Origin of the sequence: Methylibium sp. (assembly GCF_013817365.1) — a bacterium.
Taxonomy (GTDB): Bacteria; Pseudomonadota; Gammaproteobacteria; order Burkholderiales; family Burkholderiaceae_C; genus Methylibium.
Genome location: NZ_JACDCU010000032.1, coordinates 1 through 16,391, shown reverse-complemented (window position 1 = coordinate 16,391; position 16,391 = coordinate 1). Strand labels below are relative to the sequence as shown.

Sequence of the window (16,391 nt, the reverse complement as noted above, 5' to 3'; positions counted from 1 at the left end):
TCCTTTCTCACCACCACAAGTCCTACAGGAGAACTCATCATGTCCGGTCTCGTCTACTTCGGTCCGCTCATCGCGCTGGTGCTGGTGCTGCTGGCGATGTCGGTGCGCATCCTGCGCGAATACGAACGCGGCGTGGTGTTCACGCTCGGCCGCTACACCGGCGTCAAGGGGCCCGGGCTGATCTTGCTGGTGCCGGTGGTGCAGCAGATGGTGCGCGTCGACCAGCGCACGCAGGTGCTCGACGTGCCGGGCCAGGACGTGATCTCGCGCGACAACGTCTCGGTGCGCGTCAGCGCGGTGATCTACTTTCGCGTGGTCGGCCCTGAGCCCTCGGTGATCCAAGTCGAGAACTACCGCCAAGCCACCAGCGAACTGGCGCAGACCACATTGCGCTCGGTGCTCGGCCGGCATGACCTGGACTCCATGCTCTCCGAGCGCGACAAGCTCAACAACGACATCCAGGCCATCCTCGATTCACAGACCGAAGCGTGGGGCGTGAAGGTCGCCAACGTGGAGCTCAAGCACATCGACCTGGGCGAGAACATGGTGCGCGTGATGGCCCGCCAGGCCGAGGCCGAGCGCGAACGCCGCGCCAAGGTCATCAACGCCGAAGGCGAGGAGCAGGCCGCGCGCAAGCTGCTCGAGGCCGCACAGGTGCTGGCGCAGCAGCCCGAGGCGATGCAGTTGCGCTATCTGAGCACGCTGGCCACCATCGGCCAGCAGAACAACACGACGATCGTGTTCCCGTTCCCGACCGAGTTCGGCGCCTTGCTGCGCGAGTTGGGCGAGCGGGTTCGAGCGTGATTGGCATCCTTGGGCACAGTGCTTGCCGCATGACAACTCCACCCGCAACGAGGAGTCCGTCGTGCAAATCCAGCTCAATACAGACAACCATCTGCTCGGCTCGGTAGACCTTGCCGCACGGCTCGAATCGGAGGTCCGATCGTCGCTGGAACGCTTTGCCGACCGGATCACGCGGGTCGAGGTTCACTTGAATGATCTGAACAGCGACAAGAGCGGTGGCGACGACAAGCGCTGCATGATGGAAGCGCGTGTCGCCGGACGCCAGCCCATGTCGGTCGACCACCATGCGCCGACGGTCGATCTGGCCATCAGCGGAGCTTCGGACAAGCTGGTCCGCGCGCTCGACACCGTTTTCGGCAAGCTCGAAGCCGGCCGACGCAGCGGCGGCCGGCCGGACAACGACGGCGCGGTGTAGGCCGACTTCAGGAATTTCATCGCCATGGCTCATTCCCGAGATCTCGAAGACCTTCTCGCAGCTGGCCGCACAGGACCGTGCGTGTCGATCTACCAGCCGACCCACCGCCACCACCCCGACAACGCGCAGGACCCGATCCGTTTTCGCAATCTCGTCGAACAGGCGCGGGACTCGCTCGAACGCGCGCATCAAGCGGACGCCATCGACGCGCTGCTCGAACCCTTTCATGCGCTGGCCGACGACGCGGCCTTCTGGAATCACACCACCGAGGCCCTCGCGGCGTTCGGCGCGCCGGGGCTGTTCCGGGTGATCCGGGTGCAACGACAGATGGCGGAGCTGGCCATCGTGGCCGACAGCTTCCACGTCAAGCCGCTGCTGCGCATCCAGCAGTCGGCCGATCGATTCCAGATCCTGAGCATCAACCGCCGTGACATCCGGCTGTTCGAAGGCAACCGCGACGCACTCGACGAAATCGAACCGGCGGCCGACGTACCGGCAACGGTCACCGACGCGCTCGGCGACGAGCTGCCCGAGTCGCAGGGCCAGGCGCATTCCTACGGCACCGGCCCGGCGGCCGGCGGCGCAGGCTCCAACCGTGGCGCAGGCGGTGCGAAGACGGGCGGCATGCGACACGGCCACGGATCGAAGAAGGACGTGGTCGACCAGCAGACCGAGCGCTATTTCCGCGCCGTCGATCGGGCCGTGACCGAGCATCACTCGAAACCTTCGGGCCTGCCCTTGATCCTGGCTGCGCTGCCCGAATACCACGCGCCCTTTCGCGCGCTGAGCCACAACGCGCAACTTATCGAGTCCGGCATCGAGACCAACCCCGAGGCGCTGTCGATCGACGAGCTTCGCGCGCGGGCATGGCAGATCCTGGAGCCGTTGGTCCTGCAGCGGCTGGCCGGGCTCGTGGAGCGCTTCGGCGCGGCGCATGCCGCGCAGCGCGGCGACGACGGCCTGCCGCAGGTCGCGGCGGCGGCGGCGCAAGGCCGCGTCGAGACCTTGCTCGTCGAAGCGCAACGGCAACTGCCCGGGCGCCTGGATGCAAGCACCGGCGTACCCCGCGCCGGCGAGATGGCGCATCCCGGCGTCGATGACCTGCTCGACGATCTGGCCGAGCAGGTGCTGCGCACGGGCGGCGAGGTGATCGTGGTGCCGGCCGAGCGGATGCCCTCTTCAACCGGGCTGGCGGCGATCTACCGTTTCTGAACGTCCCGGCATGGCGCCGGGTGCCTTTCGTCGATTCGAGCGAGCTTTGGATCGAGCCCGGCCGGCCCGTCGACCCGTCAGCGCCCGCCGAGAGAGATGCCCGCCAGATCCTCCAAGGCCACCACGATGCTGATTCCCGTGACGTTCCAGGCCAGCCCGTACCAGACGTCGTCGGTGCCAGACCAGCGCCGGATGCGGATCTCGTAGGTCTGGCCGCGCCGGGCGGCGAACTCGGCGATCTCGTAGCTGTTGTCCCACGACGCGCTCCACGCCACGGTGGCGCCGGCGGCATCGCGCACCTCCAGATCGAGATCGACCGAGAGATACGAGAGCGGCACCGACAAGCCCGGGAAGCCGGGAATGTTCAGCCTCGTCGCCTTGGCATCCCAGGCCAGCGCCACCTTCACGTACGCCGTGAGCAAGGTGCGCGGCACGCTGACACGGTACAGAGACGTGGCGTAGCCATCGGCGTCCACATCGGCCGAGCGGAAGGTGCCCACGTCCCAGCCCCGGCTCGCGGCCGCGCCGTTGCGCGAGCGCCGGCTGCGCGCGATGCGCACGGCGGCGTCGGCGTCCAGCGCGCCCGCCCCATCGGCGGCATCGACGCCCGCGATCACGTCGGCCCGCCACGTCCCCGCCGCGGGGTTGCGCCAGGCAGCAGCCATCAGGATCGCGCGGCAGCCTTCGGGCCAGGACTGCAGGGTCGCGTTGGCCTGCTGGATCAGCGCCGCCGCACCGGCCACTGCCGGCGTGGCCATGCTGGTGCCACCGAGCGTAAGCCCGACCGCCGTGACCCCCATGCCGTTGGCGGCAATCTCCGGCAGTTCGCGGTCGCCGTGCGAGGAGGCCGGATTGCGGAACACTGAATCGCCGGCCATGCCCGAGGCGGTGTCGTTGTGGTTGCCGACGGTGAGCCGGTTGTAGCCCTTGTGGTTGACGTACTCGGTGGTGGCGCCGTTGCCCGCCGCTTCGCAGATCGTCGGGTAGGGCCAGCGCAGCGCGAGGTGGTCCTTGTAGACGTCGTCGAAGGACAGGCCGGAGGAGGTCTGCTCGCTGTCGCGGTGGAAGCTCTGGCTAATCACGGTGCAGCCGCGGTCCTCGGCGGCCCAGCGGATGGCGTCGAGGTCGTAGCTGTTGGCCGAGTGCAGGTTGCAGCCCGGCGCGTGGCCGTTCGGTGCGCGCCGCTCGGTGTTGCGGACGATGCCGTGGACGTGGCGGGAATGCTGGCTGGTGTCGGGGTCGGAGTCGAAGCGCGCGGTGATGGTGAGGTTGGTGGTGTCGTCGGGCCCGCGCTCATAGACCGCCACGTTGACGCCCGCGCCGGTGAAGCCGTCGGCGTGCGCGTCGTCGCTGTTCGCAATGGCGATGGAGTTGCCGAGATCGTCGAAGCCCTCGGTCTCGTGAAGGAACACCGCCGCGACCTTGGGTGCGGCCGCGAGTTCGGCCACCTGGCCGGCCGGCAGGCGGCCATAGAGCAGCGGCGCGGCAGGGTCGAGCCGGCCGAGCTCCAAGCCGTAGCGGCGCGCCGTCTCGGCGAAGCGCTTGGCCAGCGCCTGCCACTGTTCGCGCTCGGCCTCCTCCGAGGCCGGTCGGCGCCGCACCCTGCCCCTGGGCGGCTTGTCCGCGCGCTCCGGCTCGGGCACCTGCAGCCATACCGCCACATCGACCGGCTCGGTCGGACCGAGCCGACGGACGACTTCGTGCAGGGTCGGGTGGACCGCACCGTAGGTCTCGTGCCGCCGCTGCGCCAGCCGGCGCAGCTCGCGCTCGAGGTCGGCCTTGCGGCCGGCCTCGTCGAAGGCGAGTTGCACCCGCTCGCCCGAATTGCGGCGCACGGCCTTGAACACGTCGAACCAGGCGCCCTCGCCCCGGCCGTTCATCGGTAGCCGCTCGACCTCGAGCGCTCCGATGCGCAGCCGCACGGCATGCTGAACCACGCAATCCTCGGGCAGCGGGGCCGTTGTGTCGACGACCTCGAAGGGAATGTCGGCGTCGCTCAGCCGCTTGCCGCCGCGTGCGGTCCACACGCCTTCGATGCGCAGGCGGTGCGAACCCGACGGGAGGCCCGCGGTATCGATGACGAAGCTGCGCCCGTCGCCCGCATCGCGCACATCGACGCGCTGACCGGCCAGCGTGATGCCGCGGCGCGCTTCTTCGTGCAGCGCCTGGGCGAACCGGATCTCGATCGGCCTGCCGCGCGGCAGGACTTCACCGGCGCGAACGCTGAGGGTGTGCTCGCTGCGCCGAGCTGAATTGCCGGACTTCGCCATGGTGATGCTCCTCGAGAAGGCCGGCGAAGATGGCTCGATGACGGCCGAATCGCCGCCCTGCTTTCACGCGCCGGGTGCCGCGCGAACATCCGCCGCCGCAGCGCATCTGTCAATCCTGCGAGCACTGGCTGAACATGCCGGGGTTGATCGGCTCGCAGAACAGCTCGTCGATCGGCTCTCCGTTCGGCGTTCGGCGTTCGGCGTTCGGCGACTCCTCGCAGGCAACGCTCCCGGTTCCTCAGCCGCTATGCAGACTCCGCGTCGATCGAGGCTGGCCTGGCGCGGTGAGGCAGGGCGAAGTCAATGAAGCGCGCCGTGTCGTTGCGCCGAGCTTAGAGTGAGGCCTTCGAAACGCCGAACCCGGAGCCTCCACATGCTTGTCCCGCGCCAACCCGTACCCACGCTGCAGGTGCCCACGCTCGATCACGGCAGCTACTCGCTGCAGTCAGACGCCGCGCAGAACTTCATCCTCGTCGTCTTCTACCGCGGATTGCATTGCCCCATTTGTCACAAGTACCTGCTCGAACTGGGCCGCCTTCAAGCCGAATTCGAGAAGCGTGGCGTCAAGATCGTCGCCCTTTCGAGCGACGGCCGCGAACGGGCGCAGGCGATGGCCGACAAGCTGAAAGCCCCGGACCTGCGCATCGGATACGACCTCGGTCTGGCCACGGCGCGCGAATGGGGCCTGTACATCAGCACCTCGCGCGGCACCACCTCCATCGGCATCGAAGAACCTGCCCTTTTCTCCGAACCCGGTGTCTTCATCGTGCGGCCCGATGCCACGCTCTACTACAGCGCGGTGCAGACCATGCCCTTCGCTCGCCCTCACTTCGATGAATTGCTCGCGGCGCTCGATTTTGCGCTGGCGAAAGACTATCCGGCACGGGGCGAATATGCAGGGGCGGTCTAGGGCTGCGGCGCTGCTGCTGGTGCTCGGCATTGCCGCCTGCGCGGGTGCGCCGACATCCGAACCTGCGCGCGGCCCGCAAGTGTCGTTGCCGCTGCACCTCGCCTGGTTCGAGGGGGCCCAGGTGCACTACGTGACCACCGACGTCTCCGACGCGGCGATGGCGCGCGACCTGGGCGTCAACCACGTTGCACTGCTGGCGAATGCCGCCTCACCGGCCGGCTCGCCACCGGGGACGCGAACCGCGGTGGACCTGGTTTACGCGTTTCCAGGCGGTGAGCAGATCAACGTCTTCGCATCCGCTCCTGCCCCGGCCGGGCCCGACAACGCCAACCGCGCTTACAGCCCGCTGTGGCAAGTCGTGGTGGTTCGCTGGGCCGAGGGGCGCGGGGTTCGGGCGCTCACGTCGGAAGAGGCAGTCCTCGATGCGGCCGAGAAAGGCGATGTGTCGATCACGCGCACGCGCATCGTCGTCAACTGTCCGGTCGTCAGGTCGGCTGACGGCCGAGCACTCCGAGGTGTCCGGTGAGAGCTTGCAAAGGCGTTCAGTAAACTGCCGGCCAGCGCCCGCGTGGGCGAATTCCACAGGACGCCGCTCATGACCACGATCCGCCACGACGACCTCGTCGAGAGCATCGCTGCCGCGCTGCAGTACATCAGCTACTACCACCCGGCCGACTACATTGCCCACCTCGCTCGCGCCTACGAGCTCGAGCAAAGCGCCCCCGCCAAGGACGCGATCGCGCAGATCCTCACCAACTCCAAGCTGTGCGCCGAAGGCCGCCGGCCGATCTGCCAGGACACGGGCATCGTCAACGTGTTCCTCAAGATCGGCATGGATGTGCGCTTCGAGGGCTTCCCGGCGGGGGTCGAAGACGCTGTGAACGAAGGCGTGCGGCGTGGCTACCTGAACCCCGACAACACCCTGCGCGCCTCGATCGTGGCCGACCCGCATTTCGAGCGCAAGAACACCAAGGACAACACGCCCGCCGTCGTGCACATGAGCGTGGTGCCGGGCAACACGGTGGACGTGCAGGTCGCGGCCAAGGGCGGCGGCTCGGAGAACAAGAGCAAGTTCGTGATGCTCAATCCGAGCGACTCGCTGGTCGACTGGGTGCTGAAGACGGTGCCGACCATGGGCGCCGGCTGGTGCCCGCCCGGCATGTTGGGCATCGGCATCGGCGGCACCGCCGAGAAGGCCATGCTGATGGCCAAGGAAGTGTTGATGGAAGACATCGACATGCACGAACTCAAGCAACGCGGCCCGCGCAACAAGACCGAAGAGCTGCGCATCGAGCTGGCCGAAAAGATCAACGCGCTGGGTATCGGCGCGCAGGGGCTGGGCGGCCTGACCACGGTGCTCGACGTGAAGATCGCGATGTACCCGACACACGCGGCCAGCAAGCCGGTGGCGATGATCCCCAACTGCGCCGCCACGCGCCACGCCCATTTCGTGCTCGACGGCTCGGGCCCCGCCTACCTGGAGCCGCCCTCGCTGGACCTGTGGCCGGACGTGAAGTGGGCGCCCGACTACAACAAGAGCAAACGGGTGAATCTCGACACGCTGACGCCGCAGGAAGTGGCGGGCTGGAAGCCTGGCGACACCCTGCTCCTGAACGGCAAGATGCTCACCGGCCGCGACGCCGCGCACAAGCGCATCCAGGACATGCTGGCCAAGGGCGAGCCGCTGCCGGTGGACTTCACCAACCGCGTGATCTATTACGTCGGCCCGGTCGATCCGGTGCGCGACGAGGTCACGGGTCCCGCGGGCCCGACCACCGCCACGCGCATGGACAAGTTCACCGAGATGATGCTGGCGCAGACCGGGCTCATCTCGATGATCGGCAAGGCCGAGCGCGGGCCGGTGGCGATCGAGGCGATCAGGAAGCACAAGTCGGCTTACCTGATGGCGGTGGGCGGCGCGGCCTACCTCGTCTCGAAGGCGATCAAGCAGGCCAAGGTGCTCGGTTTTGCCGACCTGGGGATGGAGGCGATCTACGAGTTCGACGTGACCGACATGCCGGTCACAGTGGCCGTCGATTCGAGCGGCACCTCGGTGCACAACACCGGCCCGGCCGAGTGGCAAAAACGCATCGCGACCGGCGAGGTTGGCGGGATTCCGGTCGTCGCTGCCTGAGCGTTGGAGTTACTCCCCCCTCGCGCTTTTCACTCCTCGATCTTCACGCCCTTCCAGAACGCGACCCGGCCCTTGATCTCGGCCGCGGCTTCTTTCGGCTCGGCGTAGTACCAGACGGCGTCGGGATTGAGGTTGCCGTCCACCAGCAGCGAGTGGTAACTCGCCTCGCCTTTCCACGAACACATCGTGTGGTGGTTGCTGCTGGCCACGTACTCGCGCTTGAGCGCGGCCTCGGGAAAATAGTGGTTGCCCTCGACGACCACGGTGTCGTCGCTCTCGGCGACGGTCACGCCGTTCCAGATGGCTTTCATCAGAGTTTCCTTGTGCAGAGTGCGCGGCCGCCTCAGTGCGGCAGGGCCAGCCAGTGAATGCTGAACAGCCGCTCGGCATCGCACCACACGGGGCCCGGCACATAGCCCGCCCGCGCGGCGAGCGCGCGAAAACCGCCGACGCTGAACTTGTGCGAGTTCTCGGTGTGCACGCTGTCGCCCTCGGCGAAGTCGAAGACGTGACCGCACACGCGCACCTGTTGCGCACGGCGGCTCACCAGGTGCATCTCGATGCGCTGCAGGCCGGGTTGGTAGAACGCGTAGTGCGCAAACTGCGACAGTTCGAAGTTCGCGCCCAGTTCGCGGTTGGCGCGCGCCAGCAGGTTGAGGTTGAAGGCCGCCGTGACGCCGTCGGCGTCGTTGTAGGCGGCATGCAGCCGGGCCGGCTCCTTGACCAGATCGACGCCGATCAATAGGCCCCCGCCATGCAACAGCGCGGCCGACTGGCGCAGGAAGTGCAGCGCCTCGGGCGGCGTGAAGTTGCCGATCGACGAGCCGGGGAAGAAGCCCACCCGCGGCGCCGGCCGCCCTTGCGCATCGGGCGGCAAGGCGGGCAATTCGAGCGGCCGAGTGAAGTCGGCGGCGATGGGGTGCACGTCCAGGCCGGGATAGTCGGCGCGCAGCTCCTCGGCCGCCGCATGCAGGTGCTCGCCAGAGATGTCGATCGGCACGAAGCGTCGTGCGGGCAGCGCATCGAGCAGCACGCGCACCTTGCGGCTGGAGCCGGCGCCGAACTCGACGATGTCGGCGCCGTCACCGAAACCTTCGCCGACGCTCTCCTGGATGCACTCGGCGATCTCGGGCGCACGCTCGTTCAGGAGGGCCAGTTCGGTGCGCGTCGGGTAGTACTCGGGCAACTCGCAGATGCGGTCGAACAGCGCGGAGCCGGCCGCGTCGTAGAAGAACTTCGGCGCGATCTGCCGCGGCCGGCGGGCCAGCCCGGCAAGCAGCTCCCGCGCGAAGTCGCTGTCGATCACCTGCGGCAGCGCGTGCGGCGCCGCGCTTTGTTCAGCGACGGCAGCCGCCGGCACACCGTGCGCACGCAGGTCGGGCGTGGCTCGCAGCATATTGCTCATCGATCGATGTCCTTCGCCAGTCTGAGTCCGCTGAACTGCCAGCGTGCCGCCGGCGGAAAGAAGTTGCGGTAGCTGGGCCGCGCGTGACCAGGTGGCGTGGCGCAGCTGCCGCCGCGCAACACGATTTGCCCGACCATGAACTTGCCGTTGTACTCGGCCAGCGCGCCGGGCAGCGGTCGAAAGCCCGGGTAGGGGTCGTAGGAAGAGCGCGTCCACTCCCACACCTCGCCAACGCCCTGCAACGCCGGCTCATCCCCCGCCGCAGCGGCCTCCCACTCGAACTCGGTCGGCAGCCGTGCGCCCGCCCACTCGGCATAGGCCGCGGCCTCGTACAGGCTCAAATGGCAGACCGGCTCGGCGAGGTCGATCTCGCGCGTGCCGTGCAGGGTGAAGACGCGGGGCTGCTCTGCCTCCAGCTCGCTCCAGTACAGCGGCGCGTTCCAGCCCCGCGACTGCACCGCGGCCCAGCCGTCGCTCAGCCACAGGCTTGCGCGGCCATAGCCGCCGTCGCGTATGAACGCCAGGTACTCGCCGCAATTCACTGGCCGGCTGGCGATCCGGTGCTCGCGCAACAGCACGCGGTGGCGCGGCGTTTCGTTGTCGAAAGCAAAGTCGTCCACGCCGCGCGAGGACGGCGCGCCGACCTGGCAGATGCCGCCCGGCCGATCCAGCCACCGCATTGGCTCGCCGCACACCGCGGCGGGGTGCAAGACAGGCCCCGCCGGGCCCGTTTTCGCGAGGCCTTCGCGGCAAGCGTGCCAGGTCCCGTCGCCCGGGGCAGGCTCGACCTCGTTGAGAGGCGCATGGGCGGCCCCCCCGGCCGGCCGCGGCGCATACACCGGCTGCAGCGGGTTCATCGACAGCAAGTGCTTGATGTCGGTGGCCAGCAGTTCCTGGTGCTGCTGCTCGTGCTGCAGGCCGAGCACAAAGGTGCCGGCCACGGCGCTCCAAACTGCATCGTCCGCGGTGTCGACGAAGTGCGCCATGGCCGCATCGACATGCTCGCGGTAGCGCAGCACCTCCTCGACCGAAGGCCGCGTGATCATGCCGCGCTCGGCGCGCGCATGGCGGGGACCGAGCGATTCGTAGTAGGAGTTGAAGAGGAAGGCGTAGCGCTCATCGAACACCCGGTAGCCCCGCAGCTGCGGCCGCAGCAGCACCGTCTCGAAGAACCAGCTGGTGTGAGCCAGGTGCCACTTGGCCGGGCTGGCGTCCGGCATGGATTGCACGCATTGGTCTTCGGCAGAAAGCGGCGCCGCGAGCCGCAGCGTGTGCGCACGAACGCTCTCGAAGCGCTGCCGCAGTTCGCTCCGGCTGCCGAGGCCCTCGACGCTCGCCGGGGGCCGGGTCGCGTAGTCGTACTGAAAGCTCAATTCACTGCCTTTCGTGTCACGCGCAGGGAGGCGGTCATTGTGGCCGTGACGGCGGTTCGCCGCTCGGAGTGGCGCAGCACACATAGCAAGGCGTGTACCCGACGGACCATGTCGCCCGACCATCTGCAAGCGTCCGGACTGAGAACTGCAGCCAAGTCGTGGTGCGCACCGCGGTAGTCTGCAAACCATTGGCGCATGTACAGATGCTCAAGGGGCTCAAGGGCGGCGTCGTCCTTGCTCTCCAAAAACGGGCCGGCCGCCTGACCCCTCGTTGGCGGTGAGCGATCCCTCTGACCGTTCTTCTTCGGGCCCAGCCCACCAAGCCTCACCGAACTGCCCCTGCAGCCACTCCACAAACCCGCTCACCTTCGCCGGCACCAACCGGGGCGACGGATACACGGCATGGATCTCCTGCGAAGGCAGCTTCCAGTCGGCCAACAGCGGCAGCACCCCGCCACTCCGAACCGATTCCTGCGCCACGTACCACGGCAACGCCGCCACGCCCATGCCCTCGCGCGCCGCAGCGAGTAGCGCCGACAGGCTGTTCGAGCGCAGCGGCCCCCGCACCGGCACCGACACGGCCTGCCCGTCCACGCCGGTGAAGTGCCAACGTGCATCGCCCTGCACGGTGCTGTAGATCAGCGCGTCGTGCGCTGCCAGATCGGCAGCATCGCGGGGCGTGCCGCGCTTGTCGAGGTAGTCGGCCGAGGCCACGACCACCCACGGGTTCACGCCCAGGTAGCGCGCGCCCAATGACGAGTCGGCCAGCCGCCCCATGCGGATGGCCACATCCACGCCCTGCTCGACCAGGTTCACGTAGCGGTCCTCGAAGCTCAGGTCGATCTGCAGCTTCGGGTTCATCCGCATGAAGCGCATCACCAGCGGCGCCAGCACGCGCCGCCCGAAGGCCACCGAGGTGCTGATGCGCAGGCCGCCCTGCACCTGCGACTGCAGCAGCGCCGCCACCGTCCCGGCTTCATCGACATGGTGGGCGATGAGCTTGCACTTTTCGTAATAGAGCGCGCCGATCTCGGTGGGCGTCACGCCGTGCGTCGAGCGGTGCAGCAGGCGCGAGCCGAGCTGCTTTTCCATCTGCGCAACGAGCTTGGTGGCCGACGGCTGGCCCATGCCGATGTCGGCCGCTGCCTTGCTGAACGAGCCGAGATCGACGACGCGAATGAACAGGCGAATGGCGAGCAGGCGGTCCATGGTGGGCGAGTAGGCCAGGGTGCGAGGGGACGCCTGCATTCTTCACCGGAATAAGCGTCATGCGCGGCCGGCGGGTTCCGTTCGTGCGCCTGCGCCGCGACCATTAGCTCCGGTCGAGCAACCCCACAGGAGATTTGCAAATGGCAAAGATGAAGGCCGCCATGGCCGCCGTGCTGGTGATGGAGAAGGAAGGCGTCTCGCAGGCCTTCGGCGTGCCGGCCGCGGCCATCAACCCGCTGTACTCCGCGCTGCGCGAGCGTCAGTCGATCGCCCACATCCTGGCGCGCCACGTCGAGGCCGCCTCGCACATGGCCGAGGGCTACACGCGGGCGCGGGCCGGCAACATCGGCGTGTGCATCGGCACCTCGGGCCCGGCCGGCACCGACATGATCACGGGGCTGTACTCGGCCAGCGCCGACAGCATCCCCATCCTGTGCATCACCGGCCAGGCGCCGCGCGCGCGGCTGTACAAGGAGGACTTCCAGGCGGTCGATATCGAATCGATCTCCAAGCCGGTGACGAAGTGGAGCGTCACCGTGCGCGAGCCGGCGCAGGTGCCGCGCGCCTTTCAGCAGGCCTTCCACCTCATGCGCTCGGGCCGCCCGGGGCCCGTGCTGATCGACCTGCGATTCGACGTGCAGATGGCCGAGATCGAGTTCGACATCGAGACCTATGAGCCGCTGCCGGTTTACAAGCCCGCCGCCACGCGCAAGCAGGTCGAGAAGGCGCTGGACATGCTGGCCGCGGCGAGCAAGCCGCTCATCGTCGCCGGCGGCGGCATCGTCAATGCCGACGCGAGCGATTTGTTGGTCGAGTTCGCCGAGCTCACCGGCGTGCCGGTGATCCCAACGCTGATGGGCTGGGGCACGATCCCCGACGACCACCCGCTCATGGCCGGCATGTGCGGCCTGCAGACCAGCCACCGCTACGGCAACGCGACGATGCTGGCGAGCGACTTCGTGCTCGGCATCGGCAACCGCTGGGCCAACCGCCACACGGGCTCGCCCGAGGTGTATTGCAAGGGCCGCAGCTTCGTTCACGTCGATATCGAACCCACGCAGATCGGCCGCGTGTTCAGCCCGGATTTCGGCATCGTCAGCGATGCCAAGGCGGCGCTGCAGCTCCTCAATGAAGTGGCGCGCGAGCGCAAAGCCGCGGGCCGGCTGAAGGACTACGGCGTGTGGGCCGCCCGCTGCGCCGAGCGCAAGAAGCTCATGCACCGCAAGAGCCACTACACCGAAGCGCCGATCAAGCCGATGCGCGTGTACGAGGAGATGAACAAGGTCTTCCCGCGCGACACCGTCTACGTCACCACCATCGGCCTGAGCCAGATCGCCGGCGCGCAGTTCCTCAACGTCTATGGCCCGCGCCAGTGGATCAACTGCGGCCAGGCCGGGCCCTTGGGTTGGACGATCCCCGCCGCGCTGGGCGTCGTCGCCGCCGACCCGACGCGCACCGTGGTCGGCCTCTCGGGCGACTACGACTTCCAGTTCCTGATCGAGGAGCTGGCGGTCGGCGCGCAGTTCCGCCTGCCCTATGTGCAGGTGCTGGTGAACAACAGCTACCACGGCCTCATCCGCCAGAGCCAGCGCGGCTTCGAGATGGACTTCTGCGTGCAGCTCGCCTTCGACAACCAGAACATTCCCGAAAGCGAAGGCGACCTGCGCAGCTACGGCGTCGATCACCAGGCCGTGGTGCAGGGCCTGGGCTGCAAATCGCTGCGCGTCACCGACCCCGAGAAGATCGAGTCGGCCCTGCGCGAGGCGCAGGCCATGGCGCGCAAGTACAGCGTGCCCGTGGTCGTGGAGGTGATCCTCGAGAAGGTCACCAACGTGGCGATGGGCACCGAGATCGACAACATCAACGAGTTCGAGGACATCGACTGCCGCCACCCCGAGGGCCGCAAGGGGCTCGAGCTGGCCGGCTTGCTGGAGTGATCTGCCTCCACAACGAATCAGGAGACAAAACCATGCCCCGCTTCGCCGCCAACCTCTCGATGCTGTTCACCGAGCATCCCTTCCTCGACCGCTTCGAGCACGCCGCCAGGGCCGGCTTCGAGGCCGTGGAGTTCCTCTTCCCCTACGCCCACCCGACTGACGAGATCAGGCAGCGCCTCGAAGACAACGGCCTTCAGCTGGTGCTGCACAACCTGCCGGCCGGCGACTGGGACGCCGGCGAGCGCGGCATCGCCTGCCACCCCGACCGCGTGGCCGAGTTCCGCGCAGGCGTGGCGCGCGCCATCGAGTACGCCCAGGCGCTCGGCGTCGGGCAGCTCAACTGTCTGGCTGGCAAGGCGCCGGCAGGCATTTCCGAAGCGGCGCTGCGCGAAACCTTCACGAGCAACCTCGCGCGTGCCGCTGCTGCGTTCAAGGGTGCCGGCCTGAAGCTGCTGATCGAGCCGGTCAACACCTTCGATATCCCCGGCTTCTATCTGAACCGCACGGCGCAGGCGATCTCGATGCTTGACGAGGTGGGCGCCGACAACGCCTTCGTGCAGTACGACATCTATCACGCGCAGCGCATGGAAGGCGAACTGGCCGCGACACTGCAGAAGTACCTGCCGCGCATCGGCCACATCCAGCTCGCCGACAACCCCGGCCGCAACGAGCCGGGCAGCGGCGAGATCAACTATCCCTTCCTCTTCGCCCACCTCGACCGCCTCGGCTACGACGGCTGGATCGGCTGCGAATACAAGCCCGCCACGACGACCGAGGCCGGCCTGGGCTGGCGCCGGAAACTGGCTCAGTGACGCGGCGGCGACGCAGCGGTGGCGGCACCGAACAGCGCCGCCGTTGCAGCGCCGCAGTGCCACCGGCGCGGCGCTTCCTCACCGACCGACTTCTCGGCACCTCACAAGGACCACGACATGACCTCGCAAGCCCTCGACATCGGCTTCATCGGCCTGGGCATCATGGGCGCGCCGATGTGCGGCCAGCTCATCAAGGCCGGCCACATGCTCTTCGTCCACACGCGCGGCAAGCTGCCCGAGTCGATCGCCGGCAGCAACGCCACCTGCTGCACCAGCGCGCGCGACGTGGCGGAGCGCGCCGACATCCTCATCACGATGGTTCCCGACACGGCCGACGTGGAAGCGGTGCTGTTCGGCGAGGCCGGCGTTGCGGCCGGCCTCATGGCATCGGCCGGCGGCCGCGAAGGCAGCGCCCGCAAGGTCGTGATCGACATGAGCTCGATCTCGCCCATCGCCACCAAGGCGTTCGCGCAGAAGATCAACGCGCTGGGCTGCGACTACCTCGATGCTCCCGTCTCCGGCGGCGAAGTGGGCGCGAAGAACGCGACGCTGTCGATCATGGTCGGCGGTCCGCAAAGCACCTTCGAGCGCGTCAGGCCGCTGTTCGAGCTGATGGGCAAGAACATCACGCTGGTGGGCGGCAACGGCGATGGGCAGACCGCCAAGGTCGCCAACCAGATCATCGTCGCGCTCAACATCGAGGCGGTGGCCGAGGCGTTGCTGTTCGCCGCCCGCGCCGGCGCCGACCCCGCGCGCGTGCGACAGGCGCTGATGGGCGGATTCGCGTCGTCGAAGATTCTCGAGGTGCACGGCGAGCGCATGGTCAAGCGCAGCTTCGACCCGGGCTTTCGGATCGAGCTGCACCAGAAGGATCTCAACCTCGCTTTGAGCAGCGCTCGCGCGCTCGGCGTCGCGCTGCCGAACACCGCAACGGCACAGGAGTTGTTCAACTCCTGTGCGGCCCACGGCGGCAAGGCCTGGGACCACTCGGCCATGGTGCGCGCGCTGGAGAAGCTGGCCAACTTCGAGATCGGACAAAAGGCCGTTTGACGCCGCCCGTCAGGCGCCGGTCCGCGGCCGGCCGATCAGGACCGGATCTGCAAGCGCCCCACCGGCCGGCCGTTGCCGCTCAAACGCCCCCGCGCACGGGCAGGTCGCCTTGCTCACGCCCGAGCCTTCCTCTCATCGCGACATGCAGCACTGCGCCGGCAGCCAACAGCAGTCCGGCGCGCACCCAGGTGCCTGCGCTCTGCTGGCTGAGCAGGACCAGGCACGACATGATCGCGAGCACCGGAAGCGCCGTGGGCGTGCGGAAATGCGGCTGCGCAACCGGGTCGCGGCGCAGCACCAACACCGCGGCGTTCGTCGCGATGAACACGAACAGCAACAGCAACACCACCGTTTCGGCCAGCGCCGCGAGCGTACCGGTCGCCGCCAGTGCCATTGCGGCGAGCGTCGTGACGACGATCGCCACGCCCGGCGTGCGCCGGCGCCGCAACAGCCGGCCCAGGGGCGACGGCAGCAGGCCCTCTTCGGCCATGCCGTAAGCCAGGCGGCTGGCCATCACCATCGTGAGCAAGGCGCCGTTGGCCACGGCGGTCAGGGCAACGAAGGCGAACAGGCGGGGCGGCACGCCGTAGTCCGTGGCGCGCACCACGTCGAGCAGCGGGGCCGACGAGCTGGCCAGCATGTCGGGCGGGAGCACCACGGAGGCCGCGACACCGACCAGCATGTAGATCGCCCCGGCCGCGAACAACGCACCGAACAAGGCGCGTGGATAGACGCGGCTCACATCGCGCACTTCCTCGGCGACGTTGGCGGACACCTCGAAGCCGACGAACGAATAAAACGCCAGCAAGGCCGCGCCCAGCACGCCGGCAGCCGGCGACACGGCCGGCGCGAATTCCAGC

General features: G+C 68.3%; 15 protein-coding genes. 9 read left to right on the top strand and 6 right to left on the bottom strand.

Annotation, left to right across the window (positions count from 1 at the left end):
* Window positions 1-39 precede the first annotated feature (39 nt).
* The 3 genes from H0W38_RS03980 (at window position 40) to H0W38_RS03970 (ending at window position 2,431) form a co-directional block, all read left to right on the top strand.
* Window positions 40-804, top strand: a complete 765-nt coding sequence (locus H0W38_RS03980; protein WP_292451406.1) for a slipin family protein — start codon at window positions 40-42, stop codon at window positions 802-804.
* A gap of 61 nt (window positions 805-865) precedes the next feature.
* Window positions 866-1,219 carry an HPF/RaiA family ribosome-associated protein gene (locus tag H0W38_RS03975; RefSeq protein ID WP_292451404.1) on the top strand — a complete coding sequence of 118 codons (354 nt, stop codon included), beginning with the start codon at window positions 866-868 and terminating at the stop codon, window positions 1,217-1,219.
* An 81-nt stretch (window positions 1,220-1,300) separates the two neighbouring features.
* Entirely contained in the window at window positions 1,301-2,431 is a 1,131-nt protein-coding gene (locus tag H0W38_RS03970; RefSeq protein WP_292451402.1) for a hypothetical protein, read from the top strand.
* A 77-nt stretch (window positions 2,432-2,508) separates the two neighbouring features.
* Here H0W38_RS03970 and H0W38_RS03965 read toward each other — a convergent pair whose 3' ends face one another.
* A complete protein-coding gene (locus tag H0W38_RS03965) occupies window positions 2,509-4,701 on the bottom strand; it encodes a S8 family serine peptidase (RefSeq protein WP_292451401.1) in 2,193 nt (730 codons plus the stop codon).
* Window positions 4,702-5,074: 373 nt separating this feature from the next.
* Here H0W38_RS03965 and H0W38_RS03960 point away from each other — a divergent pair, with 373 nt between their 5' ends.
* The 3 genes from H0W38_RS03960 (at window position 5,075) to H0W38_RS03950 (ending at window position 7,745) form a co-directional block, all read left to right on the top strand.
* Window positions 5,075-5,611: a peroxiredoxin-like family protein gene (locus H0W38_RS03960; protein ID WP_292451400.1), complete on the top strand. Its 537-nt coding sequence runs from the start codon at window positions 5,075-5,077 to the stop codon at window positions 5,609-5,611.
* Window positions 5,595-6,137 carry a hypothetical protein gene (locus H0W38_RS03955; protein ID WP_292451399.1) on the top strand — a complete coding sequence of 181 codons (543 nt, stop codon included), beginning with the start codon at window positions 5,595-5,597 and terminating at the stop codon, window positions 6,135-6,137. Before H0W38_RS03960 ends, H0W38_RS03955 begins: the two co-directional genes overlap by 17 nt.
* A 69-nt stretch (window positions 6,138-6,206) precedes the next feature.
* Complete coding sequence (locus tag H0W38_RS03950; RefSeq protein ID WP_292451398.1) at window positions 6,207-7,745, top strand: fumarate hydratase; 1,539 nt, start codon at window positions 6,207-6,209, stop codon at window positions 7,743-7,745.
* Window positions 7,746-7,774: 29 nt separating this feature from the next.
* Here H0W38_RS03950 and H0W38_RS03945 read toward each other — a convergent pair whose 3' ends face one another.
* The 4 genes from H0W38_RS03945 to H0W38_RS03930 all read right to left on the bottom strand — a co-directional run bounded on the left by H0W38_RS03945 (window position 7,775) and on the right by H0W38_RS03930 (window position 11,732).
* A complete protein-coding gene (locus H0W38_RS03945; protein WP_292451396.1) occupies window positions 7,775-8,056 on the bottom strand; it encodes a DUF427 domain-containing protein in 282 nt (93 codons plus the stop codon).
* A gap of 32 nt (window positions 8,057-8,088) precedes the next feature.
* Window positions 8,089-9,051, bottom strand: a complete 963-nt coding sequence (egtD, locus tag H0W38_RS03940; protein WP_367161576.1) for an L-histidine N(alpha)-methyltransferase — start codon at window positions 9,049-9,051, stop codon at window positions 8,089-8,091.
* A 95-nt stretch (window positions 9,052-9,146) separates the two neighbouring features.
* Entirely contained in the window at window positions 9,147-10,523 is a 1,377-nt protein-coding gene (egtB, locus tag H0W38_RS03935; RefSeq protein WP_292451393.1) for an ergothioneine biosynthesis protein EgtB, read from the bottom strand.
* A 216-nt stretch (window positions 10,524-10,739) separates the two neighbouring features.
* A complete protein-coding gene (locus tag H0W38_RS03930; RefSeq protein ID WP_292451391.1) occupies window positions 10,740-11,732 on the bottom strand; it encodes a LysR family transcriptional regulator in 993 nt (330 codons plus the stop codon).
* A 140-nt stretch (window positions 11,733-11,872) separates the two neighbouring features.
* On the opposite strand from H0W38_RS03930, the gene gcl reads away from it, so the two are divergent.
* The 3 genes from gcl to H0W38_RS03915 all read left to right on the top strand — a co-directional run bounded on the left by gcl (window position 11,873) and on the right by H0W38_RS03915 (window position 15,531).
* A complete protein-coding gene (gene gcl / locus H0W38_RS03925) occupies window positions 11,873-13,669 on the top strand; it encodes a glyoxylate carboligase (RefSeq protein ID WP_292451390.1) in 1,797 nt (598 codons plus the stop codon).
* A gap of 32 nt (window positions 13,670-13,701) precedes the next feature.
* Window positions 13,702-14,481: a hydroxypyruvate isomerase gene (gene hyi, locus H0W38_RS03920; protein ID WP_292451389.1), complete on the top strand. Its 780-nt coding sequence runs from the start codon at window positions 13,702-13,704 to the stop codon at window positions 14,479-14,481.
* A 117-nt stretch (window positions 14,482-14,598) separates the two neighbouring features.
* On the top strand, window positions 14,599-15,531 hold the full coding sequence (locus H0W38_RS03915; protein ID WP_292451388.1) for a 2-hydroxy-3-oxopropionate reductase: 933 nt from the start codon (window positions 14,599-14,601) through the stop codon (window positions 15,529-15,531).
* A 79-nt stretch (window positions 15,532-15,610) separates the two neighbouring features.
* Here H0W38_RS03915 and H0W38_RS03910 read toward each other — a convergent pair.
* Window positions 15,611-16,391, bottom strand: a 781-nt coding sequence (locus H0W38_RS03910) for an APC family permease (RefSeq protein WP_292451386.1), incomplete at its 5' end; no start/stop codon positions are given.